Genomic DNA, 18,089 nt, shown 5'->3' with positions numbered 1-18,089 from the left:
GACTCTTTTTGTATAATTAAATAAAGGAGAATTATGAAAAAAATAGCATTGTATTTAAATCCTGGTTTTGAAGAAATTGAAGCAATTACCCCATGTGATGTTTTAAAAAGGGCTGGAATTTTAGTTGATATGATTTCAACAACAGATAAATTAGAAGTAAAAGGTTCACATAATATTACTATTAAAGCTGATAAATTATGAAAAGATTTAAATATTAATTATTATGATGGAATGATTTTACCTGGTGGAAGTGGTGTTACTAGTTTATTTAAAAACCAAACTTTAATAGATAATGTTTTAGAGTTTAATAAGCAAAATAAATTAATTGCATCAATTTGTGCAGCTCCACAAGTAATTGGTCAAACTAGATTATTAGATAACAAAACAATTACTCATTATCCAAAATGTGACTTATATTTAGATAAAGCAAATGTAGTTAATAAACCTTATGTTGTTGATCAAAACTTTATAACAGCAACTAGTGCTGGAACAAGTATGCAATTTAGTTTAGCAATTGTTGAATATTTACTAGGAAAAGAAAAAAAAGAAGAAATTTTTAAAAATTTAGTAATTTTTGGTTAATTTTTTAAAATCACCTCTAATACATATATGAGAGGTGATTTTTATTAAACTGATTAAACAAAGAGAATACAATGATTGTTCAATAGCTTGTCTAGTTATGATTATTAATTATTATTATAATCAAAACTATGATTTAGATAGATTGAAATTAGAACTTAATTATTCAGAAGAAACATTAAGTTTTTATGATATCTCTCAAGTTTGTCAAAAATATTTTTTAACTACTAAAGCTTTACAAATTCAAAATGACTTAGAACAAATAAATAAAAAAGTTTATTTAGCTCAAGTTGTTAATCAAGTTGGATTATTACATTTTGTAGTTGTTGAAAAACAAAATAATCATTTAATAATTTATGACCCTTTAAAAGATAAAAAAGAAAAAATTACTTATAAAGACTTTTATAAAATTTTTACTGGATATGTTCTAATTTTTAATTCTAATTATAAAAAGTTTAAAGCTAACTATACTAGTCTTTTTAAGTTATTTGATTTTTATTTAGGTTATTGTTTTTATATTTTTTTAAATATTTTTAGTATATTATTAACAATTTTAGAAATGAGATTTTTATATGTTTATTCGTTATCTATAACAAATCAAAATAATTCTTATTTTTTATATTTATATTTTTTATGCATTTTTTTAATAAATATTTTTTTAAATGAAATATCTAAAATTTTATTAAATAAGTACTATCAAAAAACTAAAACTAAAAAACTAGAAATCTTTTATTATTATTTAGTTGAAAATAATATTAAATTAGATGTTATAAATAGTTATTCTGAAATTGAGTTTATAAGTAATTTTCAAACTTATATTTTATTAAGTACAATAAGTGGATTAATTAATAGTTTAGTTATTCTTTTTGTAATTTTTTATATTAATAAAATTATTTTTTTAGTCTTATTTGTTTTTGATCTTTTTTGATTACTAATTAGTTTAGTTCATAACTTTTTTATTAGTAAAACTAAAAAAACTATTAAAACTAATATTAATTTATTAACTCATTTAATTGATAAAAATAAATTAATTGATGAAAAACTTACTTTAAAAATAATTAATAAAGATGTTATTAAAAATCAAATTGATTATTTAAATATTTTATTTAATATATTAGAAAAAATTAGTATGTTATTAATTTATTATTTGAGCTGAGATTTATTAAAGTTTAATTATATAGAATTTAGCATTTTATTAATTATTATTTTATTTAAAGCAATTCATACAAGTGATTTAAAAAAGCTTGTTTACTTTTTACAAAATTTTATTAAATATAAGCAATTATTGATTAAGTTTAATAATTACAAAACAACTAATAATTATTTAAAATTAAATGAAATCAATAATATTAAAATCAAAAATCTTTTAACTAATTGTGAAATTAATTTAGATCAAAAAATTAATTATTTATCTAGTGATTATGATCTTAGAACTTTTATTAAAAACAAAAATAGTTCAGAAGATATTTTGATTTTAATTAACAATACAAATGTTAAAGATATTTCTAAGTTTAGTTTAAATGAACATATTTGTCATTTAGATAATCTTGATATTAAATACACAACAATTTTACAAAACATTATTATTAATCAATCTGAACTAAATATTTTTAATCACAACTTAATTCAATGGATTATAAAAAAGTATCAAATTAATTTAGTTAAAGTAATTAATTTAGAAAATGCTAGTAAGCTTGAACAAGAATTTATTAAATTATTAAGAATTTTTTATTTAGATTATAAATATTTATTATTTAATGATAATTTTGAAATTATAGATAAAAAAGATATTAGTTTAGTTTTAGATTTGTTTAAAAGTTATTCAAGTAGTTCACTAATACTAACAAGTAATGATATCAAGTATAATTTAATTAGCAAGGATTAAAAAAATGTTAAAAGTAAACTATTTTAATGATACTGATGTTAATATGAACTTTTGAAAAAAGTTTGCTAATAAAATTTTAAAAACTGCTTATGAATATTTTAATTTTAATTATGATATTGAATTAAGCATTACATTTGTTGATGATTTAAAAGCTCAACAAATTAATCAAAAATATCGTAATCATTCTTATATTGCTGATGTGACTTCTTTTTCAGTAGAAATGACAGATCAAGAAATTAAAGCAATTGGGTTTAGAGAACTAGGTGATATGTTTATTAATTTAAGTGAAGCTAAAAGAAAAGCTATTAAATATGAACACGATTTAAATTCAGAAATGGGGTTTTTATTTGTTCATGGCTTTTTACACTTACTAGGTTATGATCATGAAGATTTAGATGATGAAAAAATTATGTTTGACTTACAAGATCAAATTTTAAAACTAAATAACTTAGTATATATAATTAAATTTAATGAAGAAGACTATTTAGAAAGCAATTAAAAAATGAATAAATTTAAATCCGGATTTGTAAGTATTATTGGTAGACCAAATGTTGGAAAATCAACTTTATTAAATAAACTTATTGGAGAAAAAATTTCAATAGTTACAAATAAACCACAAACTACAAGAAATAATATTAGAGGAATTTTGACTAAAAAAGATCAATATCAAATTGTTTTTATTGACACACCAGGAGTTCACACTACAAAAAAACAATTAGATAAAGTTTTAAATACAAGTGCTTTAAAATCAACAAAAGATGTTGATGTGATTTTATTTTTAGCTCCAAGTGATGAAGTTATTGGAAAAAATGATTTATTTTTATTAAAACAAATAAAAAACTTAGATGTTTTTAAAATTTTAGTAATAACTAAAGCTGATAGTGTTACAAAAGAACAATTAATTTTAAAAGCAAATGAATGAAGTGCTTATCAAGATCAATTTGATGAAATTATTATTACAAGTTCTATAACTAATTTAAATATTGAAAAATTACTAGAATTAATTGTTAATAATTTATCAGATAATGATTATCAATTTTATGATGATGACATTTTAACTGATCAATCAGATCGTTTTATGATAAAAGAAATAATTAGAGAAAATATTTTATTAAAAACAGGTCAAGAAGTACCTCATAGTGTTGCAGTTTTAGTAGAACATTTAGAACAAAATGAAACTGAAATGAACATTAGTGCAGCTATTATTGTTGAAAGACAGTCACAAAAATCAATAATAATTGGTAAAAAAGGAGTAAAAATATCAGATATTAGATATAAATCTAAAAAACAAATTCAGACATTATTTAAAAAACACATTAATTTAGAACTATTTGTAAAAGTTCAAGAAAATTGAAGAAATTCACCTAGTTTAATTAAAAAAATGGGTTATAACAAGGATCAATATTAATGGAAAAAACCTTAAAAGGAATTGTTTTAAATAGTTTTGATTTTAGAGATTATGACAAAATTATAACAATCTATTCTAATTTATATGGAAAAATTAGTTTAATTTGTCTTGGTGTTAATAAAATAAAAAGTAAAAACAAATATGCTATTAATTATTTGTCATATTCAAATTTTGAAATATTTAAAGCAAAGAATAAACTTGGGCTATCTAAATTAAAAAGATCAGAATTAATCAATAGTTTTAATCATATAGCAACTGATTTTAACTTATATGTTTATGCTAATGTTTTAACTTCATTAGTAATGAATTTAGAAGATCATATAAAAAATTATAATTTATTTAAAATTTTAAAATTAAGTATTTTTTTGATTAATAATAAACCCAATATTTCATTTAAGGTTTGTATTTTATTTATGTTTTATTTTTTAAAAGTAATTGGTAATCAAATTAATTTAACTGTATGTGGTTTTTGTAATTCTAAAATAAATCCAATTATTGCAATTAGTTTTACTAATTATTGTTCAAGTTGTAAATTTTGTTATTTTGATGATTGTCTAATAATTGATAATCAGTTAAAAAACTTTATAAATTCTGTAGTTAAAGATGATTTTATAACTAGTTTAAATCAAAAGATTTCTAATCAAAATTTAAAGATTTTAACTAAGTTTATTTTAAGTTATTATAAAGATCAAGTAGGAATTTTTACAACTAGTATGTATCTATTATCTAGTATTAATCAGTTTAAATAGTTTTATACACAACATTTACAAAAATGTTATAATTAATTAGTTACTAACTTTTAGGAGAAAAATATGTCTAAATCAATAGAAAAAATGATTAGTCACTTGAAAAATCAAGGGTTTGTTTTTCAAGGATCAGAAATTTATGGAGGTTTAGCAAATAGTTGAGATTATGGTCCTTTAGGGTGTGAAGTTAAAAATAAATTAAAAAAGGTTTGATGAGATTTTTTTATTAAAAAAAATCCTTTAAACATAGGATTAGATAGTTCAATTATTTTAAATTCTAAAGTTTGAAAAGCTTCTGGTCATGTTGATGGGTTTAATGATCCATTAATTGATTGTAAGAATTGTAAAAGTAGATGAAGAGCAGATAAGTTAATTGAAGAATTTGATCCATCTATTAATACTGGAATAATGAGTAATTTACAATTAGAAGAATATATAAATCAAAATAATATAGTATGTAAAAAGTGTCAAAAAAAAGATTTTACACAGATTAGAAAATTTGCTTTAATGTTTAAAACTAATCAAGGTGTTTTAGAAGATGATTCTTCAATTGTTTATTTAAGACCTGAAACAGCTCAAGGAATTTTTATTAATTTTAAAAACGTTCAAAGAAGTATGAGAAAAAAACTTCCATTTGGAATTGGTCAAATTGGAAAATCTTTTAGAAATGAAATTACTCCAGGTAATTTTATTTTTAGAACTAGAGAATTTGAGCAAATGGAATTAGAGTTCTTTTTTGATCCAAATGATTCTAATGATTGATTTAAATATTGATTAGAACAAATAGAAATATTTTTAACTCAAAAAATTTCTCTTGATAAAAATAATTACAAAATTAGAGAAAATTTAAAAGATGAATTAGCTCATTATGCTTTAAAAACGAGTGATATTGAATTTAATTTTCCTTTTGGATGAGGAGAATTATGAGGAATTAGTCACCGTTCTGATTTTGATTTAAAAGTGCATCAAGATTTAAGTAAAGAAGATTTAACAGTTTTAAAAGAAGAAAATAATCAAAAAATTCTAGCTAATGTTATTGAACCAAGTGTTGGAGTTGAAAGATTGATGTTAGCTATTTTTTGACAAGCATACACTGAAGAACAATTAGAAGAAAATAATTCAAGAATAGTTTTAAAATTACCTTATAATTTAGCTCCATACCAAGTTGCTATAACTCCATTATCTAAACAATTAAATCAAAATGCTAATCAATTATTTTTAGAATTATTAAAAGACTTTGATGCTGTTTATGATGAAACTGGAAATATAGGAAAACGTTATAGAAGACAAGATGCAATTGGTACTCCATTTGTTATAACTTATGATTTTCAAACATTAGAAGATCAAAAGGTAACTATTAGATATAGAGATACAATGAAGCAAGAAAGAATTTTAATTTCTCAATTAAAAGACTTTTTAAACTCACAATTTAATTAATCAAACATAAATTTAAAGATTAATAAGAGGTGATTGCATGGTATATATAACAAATGAAAAAATTAATGAAATCATTTCACGAGTTAGTATTGTTGATATAATTTCTTCTTATTTACATCTAATTAAAAAAGGTAATAATTATTTGGCTATTTGTCCTTTTCATAATGATTCAAACCCATCACTAACGATTTCACCACAAAAAAGAATTTATACTTGTTTTAGTTGTAAAGCCACTGGAAATGTTATTAATTTTATAAAAGATTATGAGCATGTTGATTTTTTAACAGCTTTAAAAACAGTATGTCAAAAATCTAATATACAACTTGATGAATTAAAAGATTTTCATCAACCTATAAAAGATTTAGAATCTGAAATGATTTTTAAATTAAATTCTGAAGCAAATGATATTTTTAAAACCACTTTATTTTCTAATTTAGGGACTAATGCTTTAGAATATTTAAAACTAAGAAATATTAGTATTGAAGAAATTAAAAAGTTTGAAATAGGATTTGCTAGTGATAAAACAAATCTTGTTCAAAAATTACTAGATAAAAACTATAATAGTTTAGATATTGAAAAAGCTAATTTAGGAATTATTACTAATAGTTATAATAAAGATTATTTTACAAATAGAATTATTTTTCCAATTAAAGATGAAAATAGTCATATTATTGGTTTTAGTGGTCGAAGTTATACTAAAGATAACGAACCCAAATATTTAAACACTAAAGAAAATAAAGTTTTTAAAAAATCTCATTTAGCTTATAATATAGCCAATGCATTAAAAATTAGTAAAGCCTTAAAACAAATAATTGTTTTAGAAGGTTTTATGGATGTTATTAGTTTAAGTAGAATTGATATTAATAATGTTATTGCTTTAATGGGTACTAGTCTATCTAATTATCATCTTGAGCTATTTAAAAAACATAATTTAGAAGTTTTGCTTTTTTTAGATGGTGATGATCCTGGAGTTCAAGCAAATATTAAGATTAGTCATCAATTATTAAAACAGCAAATTAATGTAAAAATTATTGATAATCAAACTAGTTATGATCCTGATGAATTAATTAATAATGATATTGAATATCTTAAACAAATTATTAATAAACCTATTCACCCTATTAATTATTTAATAGAAAAAAAATGAATAAAAACTGATATTAATGATCCTGATCAAATTGAAAATTTTATCAAAAATGTTTTAAATTTTATAGTTGATCTCAATAACAATATATTAGTTGAAAATACTATTAAAAAACTATGTGAATTAACTAAAATTTCAGAACAAACTATTAAAAAAACTTTAGATGATTTAAAAATTAAATCAAATAAACAACAAACTAATAAAAATACTATTCAAAAACTTTACACAACTAATAAACCTATTAGTAAAAAACTTCCAGTTGATTTTATAAAAAAAGAATATATTAATGCTGAACAAAGAATTTTTGTTTCATTACTGATAAGTGATCAATTTTTAGATAAAATTGCAGCTAATGTTGAAAAGATGATTCATCCAGACATTAAATATGCAACAATTAATCTAATTAATTTATATAATAAAAAAATTTATCAAGGAAATGATATTAATAAAGCATTTGAACTACTTAAAGAGTATAATCTTATGGGCTTTGATAAAAAACAAGAAGAAATTATTAATAATTCTTTAATAACACAAATAGCAATTAAAGAGTCTGAAATTGATGATGCTTTTAATAAATTAGATTTATATCATAAACATGCAGAAGTTTTAAATTTAAAAAAAATGCTTGCTGAAAGTAAAAACAAAACAGAGAGAATTCAGATTTGAAATGGAATTGATACTCTGAAAAACAAAAAGAAAAAGAGGTAATTATGGCTAAATTTAATAATAAAACAGAATTAAAAAAGATTGCTTCATTTGATGATTTTTTAGATTATACAGTTTCATTTGCAAAAAAGAATAACAATAAAGTTTCATCTGAAGATGTATTAGAAGTTTTTGCTAATATTTTTCCAAATGCTTCAGATAATGAATCTGAAAAATTATTAGATGTTTTACAAAATAAAGGTGTAATTTTTTCAGATCTATTAGATGATCTTGTAATAGAAGAAATCGATCAACATGAAGAAGAACTTGAAGAATTAGAAAATTTAGAAGATCTAGAAGATTTAGATTTTGAATTAGATAATGCTTCAACTAGTTTAGGTGATGATTTTGATATACATATTAATGATGATTTAGATGAATTTAAACAAGCAAAAAGTGCAGCTTTAAGAGGAAGAAAATCTGCAAAATCTTCAAATCATATGAAATATCGTGTTGGTGGTATTAGTAATGAAACTAAAATTCAAGACATTATTAAAACATATTTTTATAAAATAGGTCAAGCCCCTATTTTAACAAAAGATCAAGAAATAATGTATGCTAAAATGGCGGTTAGTGATGATCCTGAAGATGTTAAAGAAGGTAGAAATAAATTAATTGAATCAAACTTAAAACTAGTTATTTCTGTTGCTAGAAAACATTTAAATCGTGGATTAGATTTTGCAGATTTAATTGAAGAGGGAAATATTGGTTTAATGAAAGCTGTTGATAAATTTGAATATGAAAAAGGATTTAAATTTTCAACTTATGCTACTTGATGAATTCGTCAAGCAATAACAAGAGCTATTGCTGATCAAGCAAGAACTATTAGAATCCCAGTACATATGGTTGAAACAATTAACAAATTAGCAAGAGTTGAACGTCAGTTAACTCAAGAGTTAGGAAGAGAACCTAATGCTGAAGAAATTGCTAATAGAGTTGGTGAGGGTATAACTTCTGATAAAGTTATTGAAATTAAAAAACTCTCAATTGAACCAGTAAGTTTAGAAAAACCTTTTGGTGATGAAGATGATACTCACTTTGGAGATTTTGTTGAAGATAAAGATATGGTTTCTCCAAATGAATATACTGAAAAAGAAATTCTAAAAGAAGTTATGGATAAAGTTTTTGAAGATATGCCACCAAGAGAAGAAAAAGTTATTAGAATGAGATATGGAATTGTTCCTACAAGATTAAGAACTTTATTAAGACTTGCTCAAGAATGTAATGATTCATCTGCTAAAGAATTAAAGCAAGCAATTGAAGAATTAGATATTCATTTAGATACACCAATTGAAAAAGTTAGAAAATTTAATAATGAAATTATTAATAATAATTTAGCAAAATATGATTCAGCAAGAACTTTAGAAGAAGTTGGAAAAGAATTAAATGTTACTAGAGAAAGAATTAGACAAATTGAAGCAAAAACTATTAGAAAATTAAAACAACCATCACTAAATAATAAATCTGGAAAAACATTAAAAGAATTTTATAAAGGATATTAATGTTGTCTTTTAGATTAAAACAAGTTGCAAAATTAATTAATAATACATCAGCAATAGCTGATATTGGTACTGATCATGCTTACTTACCAATATATTTGGTTCAAAATAATAAAACTAAACTTGCTTATGCTTGTGATCTTAATCAAAAACCTTTAAAAATAGCTCAAAATAATATTAAAAAATTTGGTTTAGAAGGCCAAATTTTTGCCATTTTATCTAATGGTTTAGAATTTGTTAAAAACGAACAAATTTCAAATATAGATTATGCAACAATTTGTGGTTTAGGAAGTCAAACTATTTTAGAAATTTTAAAAAATGATCATCATAAGATTAGTAGTTATATAATTTGTTCTAATACTCCTATTAAAAACCTTAGATTATGAGCTTATAAAAATAATTATTTAATTAAAAATGAACTATTTTTATTTGAAGATAATCACTATTATTGGTTAATTGAAATTAATAAAACTCAAAAATCTGATCATTTAAATGAATTAGATATAGAATTTGGTCAGAAACAGTTTTTTTATAAAAACAGTTTATATATTAGTTATTTAGAAAGTGAAATTATCAATTTAAAAAAGATTTTAAACAAAATTAATCCAGCCAATTTAAGATATTTAGAAATTAAACATCAAATTAATAAAATTAGAAAGTATATAAATGTTATTAAATAATATTACTACTTATTTAAATAAGTTATTTAATCCTAAAAAAGCTAGCAGTTGAGATCATGTTGGTTTTCAATTTGAAAGTAAAAAACTAGCTAATATAAATATAAAACAAGTTTTAATATGTTTGGATTTAACTAATGATTGTTTAGAATTTGCTATTAATAATCAAATTCAATTAATTATTACAAGACACCCCTTTATTTTTAATGAATTAAAATTAGAAAAGAAAAATCCTAATAAAAAACAAATGATAAAAAAACTAATAAAAAACAAAATTATAGTTTTTTCAATTCATACAAATTATGATTCTAGTATTAGACAAAATTTATTTGAAATTTTAAATAAAAAATTAGAAATCAATTCTTTTAAAAAATATGGTAAAGACAAAGAATCAAATTTATTTTATTTAAATCAAAAAATAACTATTAATAATTTAGTTAATAAACTTAAAGAAATTTTTAGTTTAGATCAAATTAGATTAAACTCAAATACTAATTTAGATGCTAAAATTAAAGATTTCTATTTAACTAGTGGTTCTGGAGCTAGTACAATGATTGAAAATTCATTAAAAAATTGTACTTTTATAACTGGTGAAGTTAAATGAGATCAATGAATTTATGCAAATAGTAATAATGTTAATTTAATAGAAATTGGACATTATGCTGAAAACCATTTTGTTGAAGATCTTAAAAATAAATTACAAGTTCAATTTAAAGATTTACAAATATTTAGTTATGATGTTAAAAATCAATTTATAGAAAAATAGGTGATAAAATGAAATTTACTGATTTTGGTTTTAAAAAGTATATTAATGATACTTTAGATCAAATTGAATTTATAGCTCCAACTTCAATTCAAAAAAAAGTAATTCCTTTATTAAAAAAACACCAAAATGTTATTGCTTTAGCACATACAGGAACAGGTAAAACTCATAGTTTTTTATTACCTATTTTAAATAATTTAAAATTAGAAGAAAATAGTGATAATTACGTTCAAGCAGTAATTATTACTCCAACTAGAGAACTTGGTTTACAAATTTATCAAAACACTAAACTATTTTTTAAAAAAAATTCTTTAATTAGTTGTAATTTATTTATTGGTGGAGAAGATATTAGTAAAAATATTGAGCAACTAGAAAAAAAACAACCACATATTGTAATTGGAACGCCAACTAGATTAAAAGAACTTTATGATTTAAATAAACTAAGACTAACAACTACAAGTTATTTTATTATTGATGAATGTGATATGATTTTTGATCTAGGTTTTATTGAAGATGTTGATTATTTAATTTCTAAAATTAATCAAGATGTTACAATTGGAATATTTAGTGCAACTATTTCTCAACAACTTAGTGTATTTTGTAAAAAATATATTAAAAATGCTCATTTTATTGATGATAGTCAAAATAAAATTTCAACAAGTAATGTTAAACATATTTTAATTGATACTAAAAACAAAGAACTAGAACAAAGTTTAATACAAATTATTAATTCAATTAATCCTTTTTTATGTATTATTTTTGTTAATCAAAAAGATGAAATTAGTAAAATAGTTGAAATTTTGCATAAAAATAATATTAAACAAGTTGCTGAATTACATGGTAACTTACAGCCAAGATTAAGATTATCAATGTTAAAAAAAATTCAAAATAATGAATTTAAATATTTAGTCGCAACTGATGTTGCTTCTAGAGGTGTTGATATTAAAGGTGTAAGTCATATTATTTCAATTAATTTACCAAATGATTTAACTTACTATATACATAGATCTGGAAGAACTGGAAGAAATAATTCAATTGGATATAGTTATATAATTTATAATTTAAAAAATAAAATTCAAATTGAGGAACTAATTAAAAAAGGTATTGAATTTGAAACTAAGAAACTTATTGACAATCAGTTAGTTGATATAAAAACTAATTATAAAAAAGTTAAAGTTTTTAAAGAATTAGATGCTGAATCAAAACAAGTTATAAGTAAATATCAAAATAAAAAAGTTAAACCAGGTTATAAGAAAAAAAGAAAACAAGAGCTTGATAAAATTAAACAAAAAATAAGACGTAAACATATTAAAGAAAATATTGAAAAAATAAAAAAAGCAAAATATCAAAAAAGAAGATCAGAACTATTTGATTAGATATTTTATGTAATAATATATTTTATAAAGGATAAAATATGCAATTACCAACCATTAAACCTAAAAAAAATAATAACTTAACTGATGAAGAAATTAATGAAATAAAACAAGACCCTTCATATGAAAAAAGTTATATAAAAATTTTTAATAAACACAAAAAGAAAGTAGAACATCAAACTTATTTTAAAAGTAGTTTTTGATGAGATATTTTTATTATTGCCTTAGCTGCTTTAGCTAATACAATAACAATGGATTATTTTATTTTAGCAACTGGAGATACAGGATTATTTCCTGGTGGAACTGCAACAATTGCTAGATTTTTAAGTATTATTTTAAATAAAAATATTAATTTATCTTCATCAAGTAGTTTTTTTATATTTTTATTTCTTGTCAATCTTCCTTTTTTTATTTTTGGGTTTATTAAAGTTGGAATTAAGTTTACTTTAACATCATTACTATATATTTTGTTAAGTATTAGCTGAAATCAAATTATTACTAGACTTCCAGTAATTAATCCAGACCAATGATCTTTAATTATTAATTACAAATTAATTTCATCTTTACCAAGTGAATGGTCATCTAAATTATGATTATTTGTTTTTTCTATTTTTGGTGGATTATTTTTAGGTTTAACTTATTCATTAACATATAAAGTAGGTTCTTCAACTGCTGGAACTGATTTTATTAGTGCTTATGTTTCAAAAAAATATAATAAACAAATTGGTTCAATTAATATGAAAATTAATTTTACTTTATTAATAGTTTTTGTAATTTTAAATACAGCAATTATGCCAATTTATAAAATTGATTCAACAGCAAAACTAAGTGTTTTAAATACATTAAACGATGCTCAGTTTACTGAAATTTATAATAAAGCAAAAGATTCAGGAAAATTTATTTCTGATGTTAATTCACACCATCATTTCTATTTACCAACAAATTGATCTATTAATGATCAAAAAATTTGAACAAGACAACAAATAGCTCAAACTATTGCTTCAAATGCTGATTTTGTAGGTTATGATAATCTAACGACTATTATTAAATTAAAATTTATATTTGGTCCAAGTTTATTTGCTTCATTTATTTGTTTTGTGATTCAAGGTGTTGTTATTGATCGAGTTTATCCAAAAAATAGATTATTTACAGTTTTAATTTCAACAACAAAACCAAGAGAAGTAAAAAATTATTTATTTGAGTCTGGATATAGAAATAATATTCATTTTTTAGAAAATCAAACAGCTAAGAAAGAAAATGGTTATATTGCTCAAAGTGTAATTATGATTCATATTGGATGAATGGATTGAAAACCACTTCAAGTTGGAGCCTATAATATTGATCAAGATATGATGATTTCATTAATTAGAACTAAAAAAGTTCAAGGGCCTTGAAGTTATTCGTTAGATACTCAAAAAAGAGAGTTATCTTTATATAAAAAAGTGATTATTGACAGAAAAATGATGAGTAAAATTGAAAAAGAATCTGTTTTAATGACTAAACAAAAAATTACAAATGATAAAAAAATAAAAACAAAGAGTAAAATAATTTAGTTTTAAGTATAAAGTTTTAAAGTGTTATAATTATTCTATCGAGTTTGTTTTTTAGTACTTGAATTTTTTAGGTTTTAATTTTTTAAAGGAGAAGTAGATAATGAAAAATAGATTAGCTAGCTTTAAAAAAATTCTACGTTTTATTATTATGCTAATCCTTATTTTAACTTTATTAACTGGAATTGGTTTTTCTAGTTATAAAATAGCTAATAATACTTTGTATGGTTCTAAGTTTGTTGGTGGTTATCAAGCTTTAGTTGGTGTTTATGATAAAACTAAAAATCAAGAAGAAGAAATCCCAAATGGTGATGCTTTTAAAGGGGCTAAATCACTAGAAAAAAAACTATCTCCATTTTCTGATAATACTATTGAAACTCAACAAGCTGGTCTTTCACGTGTTTTTATTAAAGCTTCAAAAAAAGCTTATTCTAATAATCAAGATGATTTTAAAAACGCCATTGAAAGAACTGGTGGTTTATTTATTTTAGATAAAAATTATCAAGATATTTTCTTTAATGAAGAATTAATGAAAATTATTGGAGTTGGTGAAGTTTATTCAAAAAATTCTTCTGATAAAAGAGTTAATAAAAAACTTACTTTAGAAGAGTTTTTAGGTGAAGCAAGAGTTGAATCATTACAACCTGCTAACTTTTCAAATAAAAACTCTCCTTTTGTTAGTTTTAATTTAAAAAATGAATATTTAAAAAATTTAATAGATCCAAAAAAAAATAAAGATAGCAATTCATTAACTATGATTACTTCAGTTGGTTATGTTATTGAAACTTTAAGAACTTATTATAAAAAAGCAAATTCAACTAATAAGCAAATTATTGAAAAATATTTAAATACTTACTTTAATCAAATTATTAAACCAATTCAAGATTATATTAGTAGTCATGCATCAGATACTTTAGCAGTTAAAACTTTAAAAGATTTATTTGCTATTGAATATAGTACAACTACTACAGAAGGTACATCTGGAAATTTAACTATTCAAAGAACTAGTTTAGTTGATTCTAAAATTAATAAGTGATGAAAAAGTAACCAAACAGGTAAAATTGAAAATACTAATGATTTAAAATATGTTTTATTTGGAACTAATAATTTAGATAAAAAAAATGATAGACATATTTTTAGATTTACAAATTCAGTTAATAAATATTTATATGATGCTAATGCCAGTGAAAAAGACTTTATTAAAGATGATAAAGGTAATGTTGGTAAATATTATAATAAATTAAAAATTAGTAGTGATAATAGTATTTCGCAAGATGAAGAATTAGATTATATTGATAAAGTTTCTAATAAACTGATTTCAATAATAATGACTGAAATTTTGTTTAAAAAAGATACAACTGATAAAGAACATGTTGTTAATAGAAACTTAGACCAAACTTTATTTAGAAATAATGTTTTATTACATAATAATCAAATATCACCAGATAATACTAGAATAGTTACAACTAATCCTGCTATTGTTACAGATAGAAAAACTCAAATAACTAAACTTTATATTCCTGTATGAAGTAATACAATGGCAAAACAAGTTGAATCTGATATTTTACAAACTTCATTAGGATATACTTTTAAAGTTTTATCAATTAAAGAGTTTAGTGCTGATATTACTAATATAATGTTAATTATTACTTTAGGATGTTTAGTAATTTTAGCACTAGCAGTTCTAGTGTTTATGTTATTTTCATATAGATTATTAGGATTATTTGCAATTGTTCTTGCTGCAATTTCAGCTTCACTAACAATGTTAGTACCAATTATTTTTAATATGGCAATTGGTCCTGAAATTTTTATGATAATGTTTGTTGGTATTGGTTTAATACTAGATGCAAGTATTATTTATTTTGAAAACTTAAAAACCCATATTTATAAAGAAAAATTATCTCCAGAATCTTCATTTAAGATTAGTAATAAAGATACTTTAACTATTTTACTAGACACATCATTTATTATTTTAATCCCAAATATTTTATTATTTATTTTTGGATCTGGAGCTTTAAAAAATCTAGCTACAATTAGTGTTATTAATATATTAATAGTTATTTTGTTTGTTATTTTAGGTTTACGTTTATTAACTTGAATAGTTTTAAAATCTAAGTTATTTACAAAATATCCTTGATTATTGCCATTAAATACTTTAAAAAACTCTCAATCAACTTGATTTAATGACTTGATGTTAAGTCTTTATTCATCAAGAATTGAGAACTTAAATTCTAAATTAAAACTAACTACTAAAGATTTAATTAAGTTAAAAAAAATTAAAGATAAATATAATTTTTATTTAAATAAACAACAACAAATTATTAAATCTAAAAAAGAAAATCAACTTAAAAAAGATCAAGTTAAACTAGAATCTGTAAATAACTATTTATTAAAGCTTGAAGAAAAAAGAGAAAAACTAACTACTAAAGATTTAATTAAGTTAAAAAAAATTAAAGATAAATATAATTTTTATTTAAATAAACAACAACAAATTATTAAATCTAAAAAAGAAGAAACTAAAGAATATAAAAAGATTCAAGCAAAATTAGACTTATTAAATAAACGCTTATTAAAATTTGAAAATAAAATTTCAAAAAAAACTAATAAAAAATCTTTAATTAAATCATTAATAAAAAACAATTTAATAAAACAAGAATATTTAAAAGCTAAAATTGATCAATTAACATCAAATCAAGTATTAGAAAGTTTAGAAAATAAAAATAATCAAAGAAAAATTTTTAAAGTTAATAAAATATTTACAATTATTTTTATAATTTGTACTTTTTTAGGAGCGATTATTGGATTTACAATTGGTCCAAATTATAGCTCAAGTTTTGGTAAAAGTATTTCAGTTATTGCTTATGGTCAAAAAGTTAATGATATTTATGATAATTTAAATGAATCAATAAGAAACTATAAACAATTTGACAAATCTACTAAAAGAGGTAGAGAAATTGTTAAAATGGGTGAGTATCTTGAAAGAGTTAAATTTAGTCAAGATGCTTATATGAAATCAATACTAAACAAAAATTATACTGATTTAGATAAAGTCAATAAAAATAGATGAGCTAGTTATGTTGTAGCTCAAATTTATAAAGAAATTGTTAATAAAAACTATGTAAGTTTATGAAAAAATCCAGTTTCTTATAATAAATATTTTAGAGCTAGTGTTGATGTTGATTATGGTTATGATTTTGTTGACACTAATAATAAAGATCTTGATAATAAGCAATTAGCTTATGTAAGTTTTAGAATAGTTAATGCTAAAGATAATAGAATTATTAATATTTTTGAAAAATTATTTGTTAGAGATAATTTACAAAATCCAGATTTATCTATTAGATATGATCATGATGATAATAATTCATCTAGTGGTATTATTAATTTAGTAAACATACCAGTTACTGCATATGGTGAAATTAAAAATATAGCAATTATATTTGCAATTACTTTATTAGCATTATTAATTTATATTTTAATTAGATTTAAATGAACTTATTTTGTAGCTTTAGCATTAACATTAGTTTTAACAATAGTTTTAGTAAGTTCATTAGTAATTATTTTTAGAGTACCAGTTGGAATTGAAATTTTAAGCGCTATTTTAGCTGTATTAAGTTTTACTATTATTACTTGTGTATTATTTTTAGGAAAAGGTAAGTCAATTATTAAATCAAAAGACAATAAAACTTTTTCTGAAATGTTTGAAAAAGAAATACTTGCTTATTCAAATAAAAAAGCTACTAGATATCAAGTAGATAATAAAATTCACAAACTTAAAGTTGAATATAAAAATAATAAAAAGAATCTAATTAAACAACAATTAGAATCAAAAAATATTAAATCTATATTAGCTAAAATGTTTTTTAAACTAAAACAGAATTTAAAATTACGTTTTAATAAAAAACACAATCAGTTATATAAAAATTTAAAATTAGAGATTAAAGAAAATAAAAAGATTTTAAAACAACATAAAAAACATACCAAAATTGAAATTGATTTAATTGCTAATAATAATGCCTTTTTAAAAGAAACTTTTATTAATGTTTTTAAATTTGGTATGAGTAGAAGTTTTTTAGTAACAACAATTTATATAATTTATGCTTTAATAATTTCATTTGGTATGTATTCAATTATTGGAATGGGATTAACTATTAGTATTGGCATTTTAATAGCTAGCTTAGTTTCATTATTAATTGCTTTACCTATTTGAATTTGATTAGAAAAAAAACGTATGATACATGTTTTAGGATATAGATACTATGTTCAAAACTTTAAAATAAATCAAGAAGAACAAATCATTAATGGAATTAATGATTAGAAAGG

General features: G+C 21.1%; 13 protein-coding genes. All 13 read left to right on the top strand.

Annotation, left to right across the window (positions count from 1 at the left end; genetic code table 4):
* The first annotated feature begins 33 nt into the window (after window positions 1-33).
* The 13 genes from MSB_RS02565 (at window position 34) to MSB_RS02505 (ending at window position 18,084) form a co-directional block, all read left to right on the top strand.
* Complete coding sequence (locus MSB_RS02565; RefSeq protein ID WP_013447814.1) at window positions 34-582, top strand: DJ-1 family glyoxalase III; 549 nt, start codon at window positions 34-36, stop codon at window positions 580-582.
* Between the two features lie 37 nt (window positions 583-619).
* Window positions 620-2,464 (top strand): cysteine peptidase family C39 domain-containing protein, encoded by a 1,845-nt coding sequence (locus tag MSB_RS02560; RefSeq protein ID WP_274376979.1) that lies wholly within the window; start codon window positions 620-622, stop codon window positions 2,462-2,464.
* Window positions 2,465-2,468: 4 nt separating this feature from the next.
* Window positions 2,469-2,963, top strand: a complete 495-nt coding sequence (ybeY, locus tag MSB_RS02555) for an rRNA maturation RNase YbeY (protein ID WP_013447812.1) — start codon at window positions 2,469-2,471, stop codon at window positions 2,961-2,963.
* Window positions 2,964-2,966: 3 nt separating this feature from the next.
* Window positions 2,967-3,872 (top strand): GTPase Era, encoded by a 906-nt coding sequence (era, locus tag MSB_RS02550; RefSeq protein WP_013447811.1) that lies wholly within the window; start codon window positions 2,967-2,969, stop codon window positions 3,870-3,872.
* Window positions 3,872-4,621, top strand: a complete 750-nt coding sequence (gene recO / locus MSB_RS04750; protein WP_013447810.1) for a DNA repair protein RecO — start codon at window positions 3,872-3,874, stop codon at window positions 4,619-4,621. Before era ends, recO begins: the two co-directional genes overlap by 1 nt.
* Before the next feature lie 63 nt (window positions 4,622-4,684).
* Window positions 4,685-6,055: a glycine--tRNA ligase gene (locus MSB_RS04745; RefSeq protein WP_013447809.1), complete on the top strand. Its 1,371-nt coding sequence runs from the start codon at window positions 4,685-4,687 to the stop codon at window positions 6,053-6,055.
* A gap of 37 nt (window positions 6,056-6,092) precedes the next feature.
* Window positions 6,093-7,907 (top strand): DNA primase, encoded by a 1,815-nt coding sequence (dnaG, locus tag MSB_RS02535; protein WP_013447808.1) that lies wholly within the window; start codon window positions 6,093-6,095, stop codon window positions 7,905-7,907.
* A gap of 2 nt (window positions 7,908-7,909) precedes the next feature.
* Window positions 7,910-9,406 carry a sigma-70 family RNA polymerase sigma factor gene (locus MSB_RS02530; RefSeq protein ID WP_013447807.1) on the top strand — a complete coding sequence of 499 codons (1,497 nt, stop codon included), beginning with the start codon at window positions 7,910-7,912 and terminating at the stop codon, window positions 9,404-9,406.
* Entirely contained in the window at window positions 9,406-10,083 is a 678-nt protein-coding gene (locus MSB_RS02525; RefSeq protein ID WP_013447806.1) for a tRNA (adenine(22)-N(1))-methyltransferase, read from the top strand. Before MSB_RS02530 ends, MSB_RS02525 begins: the two co-directional genes overlap by 1 nt.
* Window positions 10,070-10,846, top strand: a complete 777-nt coding sequence (locus MSB_RS02520; RefSeq protein ID WP_013447805.1) for a Nif3-like dinuclear metal center hexameric protein — start codon at window positions 10,070-10,072, stop codon at window positions 10,844-10,846. The genes MSB_RS02525 and MSB_RS02520 overlap by 14 nt, the downstream gene beginning before the upstream one ends.
* Window positions 10,847-10,854: 8 nt before the next feature.
* Window positions 10,855-12,219 carry a DEAD/DEAH box helicase gene (locus tag MSB_RS02515; protein ID WP_013447804.1) on the top strand — a complete coding sequence of 455 codons (1,365 nt, stop codon included), beginning with the start codon at window positions 10,855-10,857 and terminating at the stop codon, window positions 12,217-12,219.
* Window positions 12,220-12,257: 38 nt separating this feature from the next.
* Complete coding sequence (locus MSB_RS02510) at window positions 12,258-13,769, top strand: YitT family ABC transporter (protein WP_013447803.1); 1,512 nt, start codon at window positions 12,258-12,260, stop codon at window positions 13,767-13,769.
* A 100-nt stretch (window positions 13,770-13,869) separates the two neighbouring features.
* Window positions 13,870-18,084 (top strand): protein translocase SecDF, variant type, encoded by a 4,215-nt coding sequence (locus MSB_RS02505; RefSeq protein WP_013447802.1) that lies wholly within the window; start codon window positions 13,870-13,872, stop codon window positions 18,082-18,084.
* Window positions 18,085-18,089 lie beyond the last annotated feature (5 nt).

Origin of the sequence: Mycoplasma leachii PG50 (assembly GCF_000183365.1) — a bacterium.
GTDB classification, from domain to species: Bacteria; Bacillota_I; Bacilli_A; order Mycoplasmatales; family Mycoplasmataceae; genus Mycoplasma; species Mycoplasma leachii.
The sequence above is the reverse complement of the archived record's forward strand: the minus strand, read 5'-3'. Positions and strand labels throughout refer to the sequence as shown.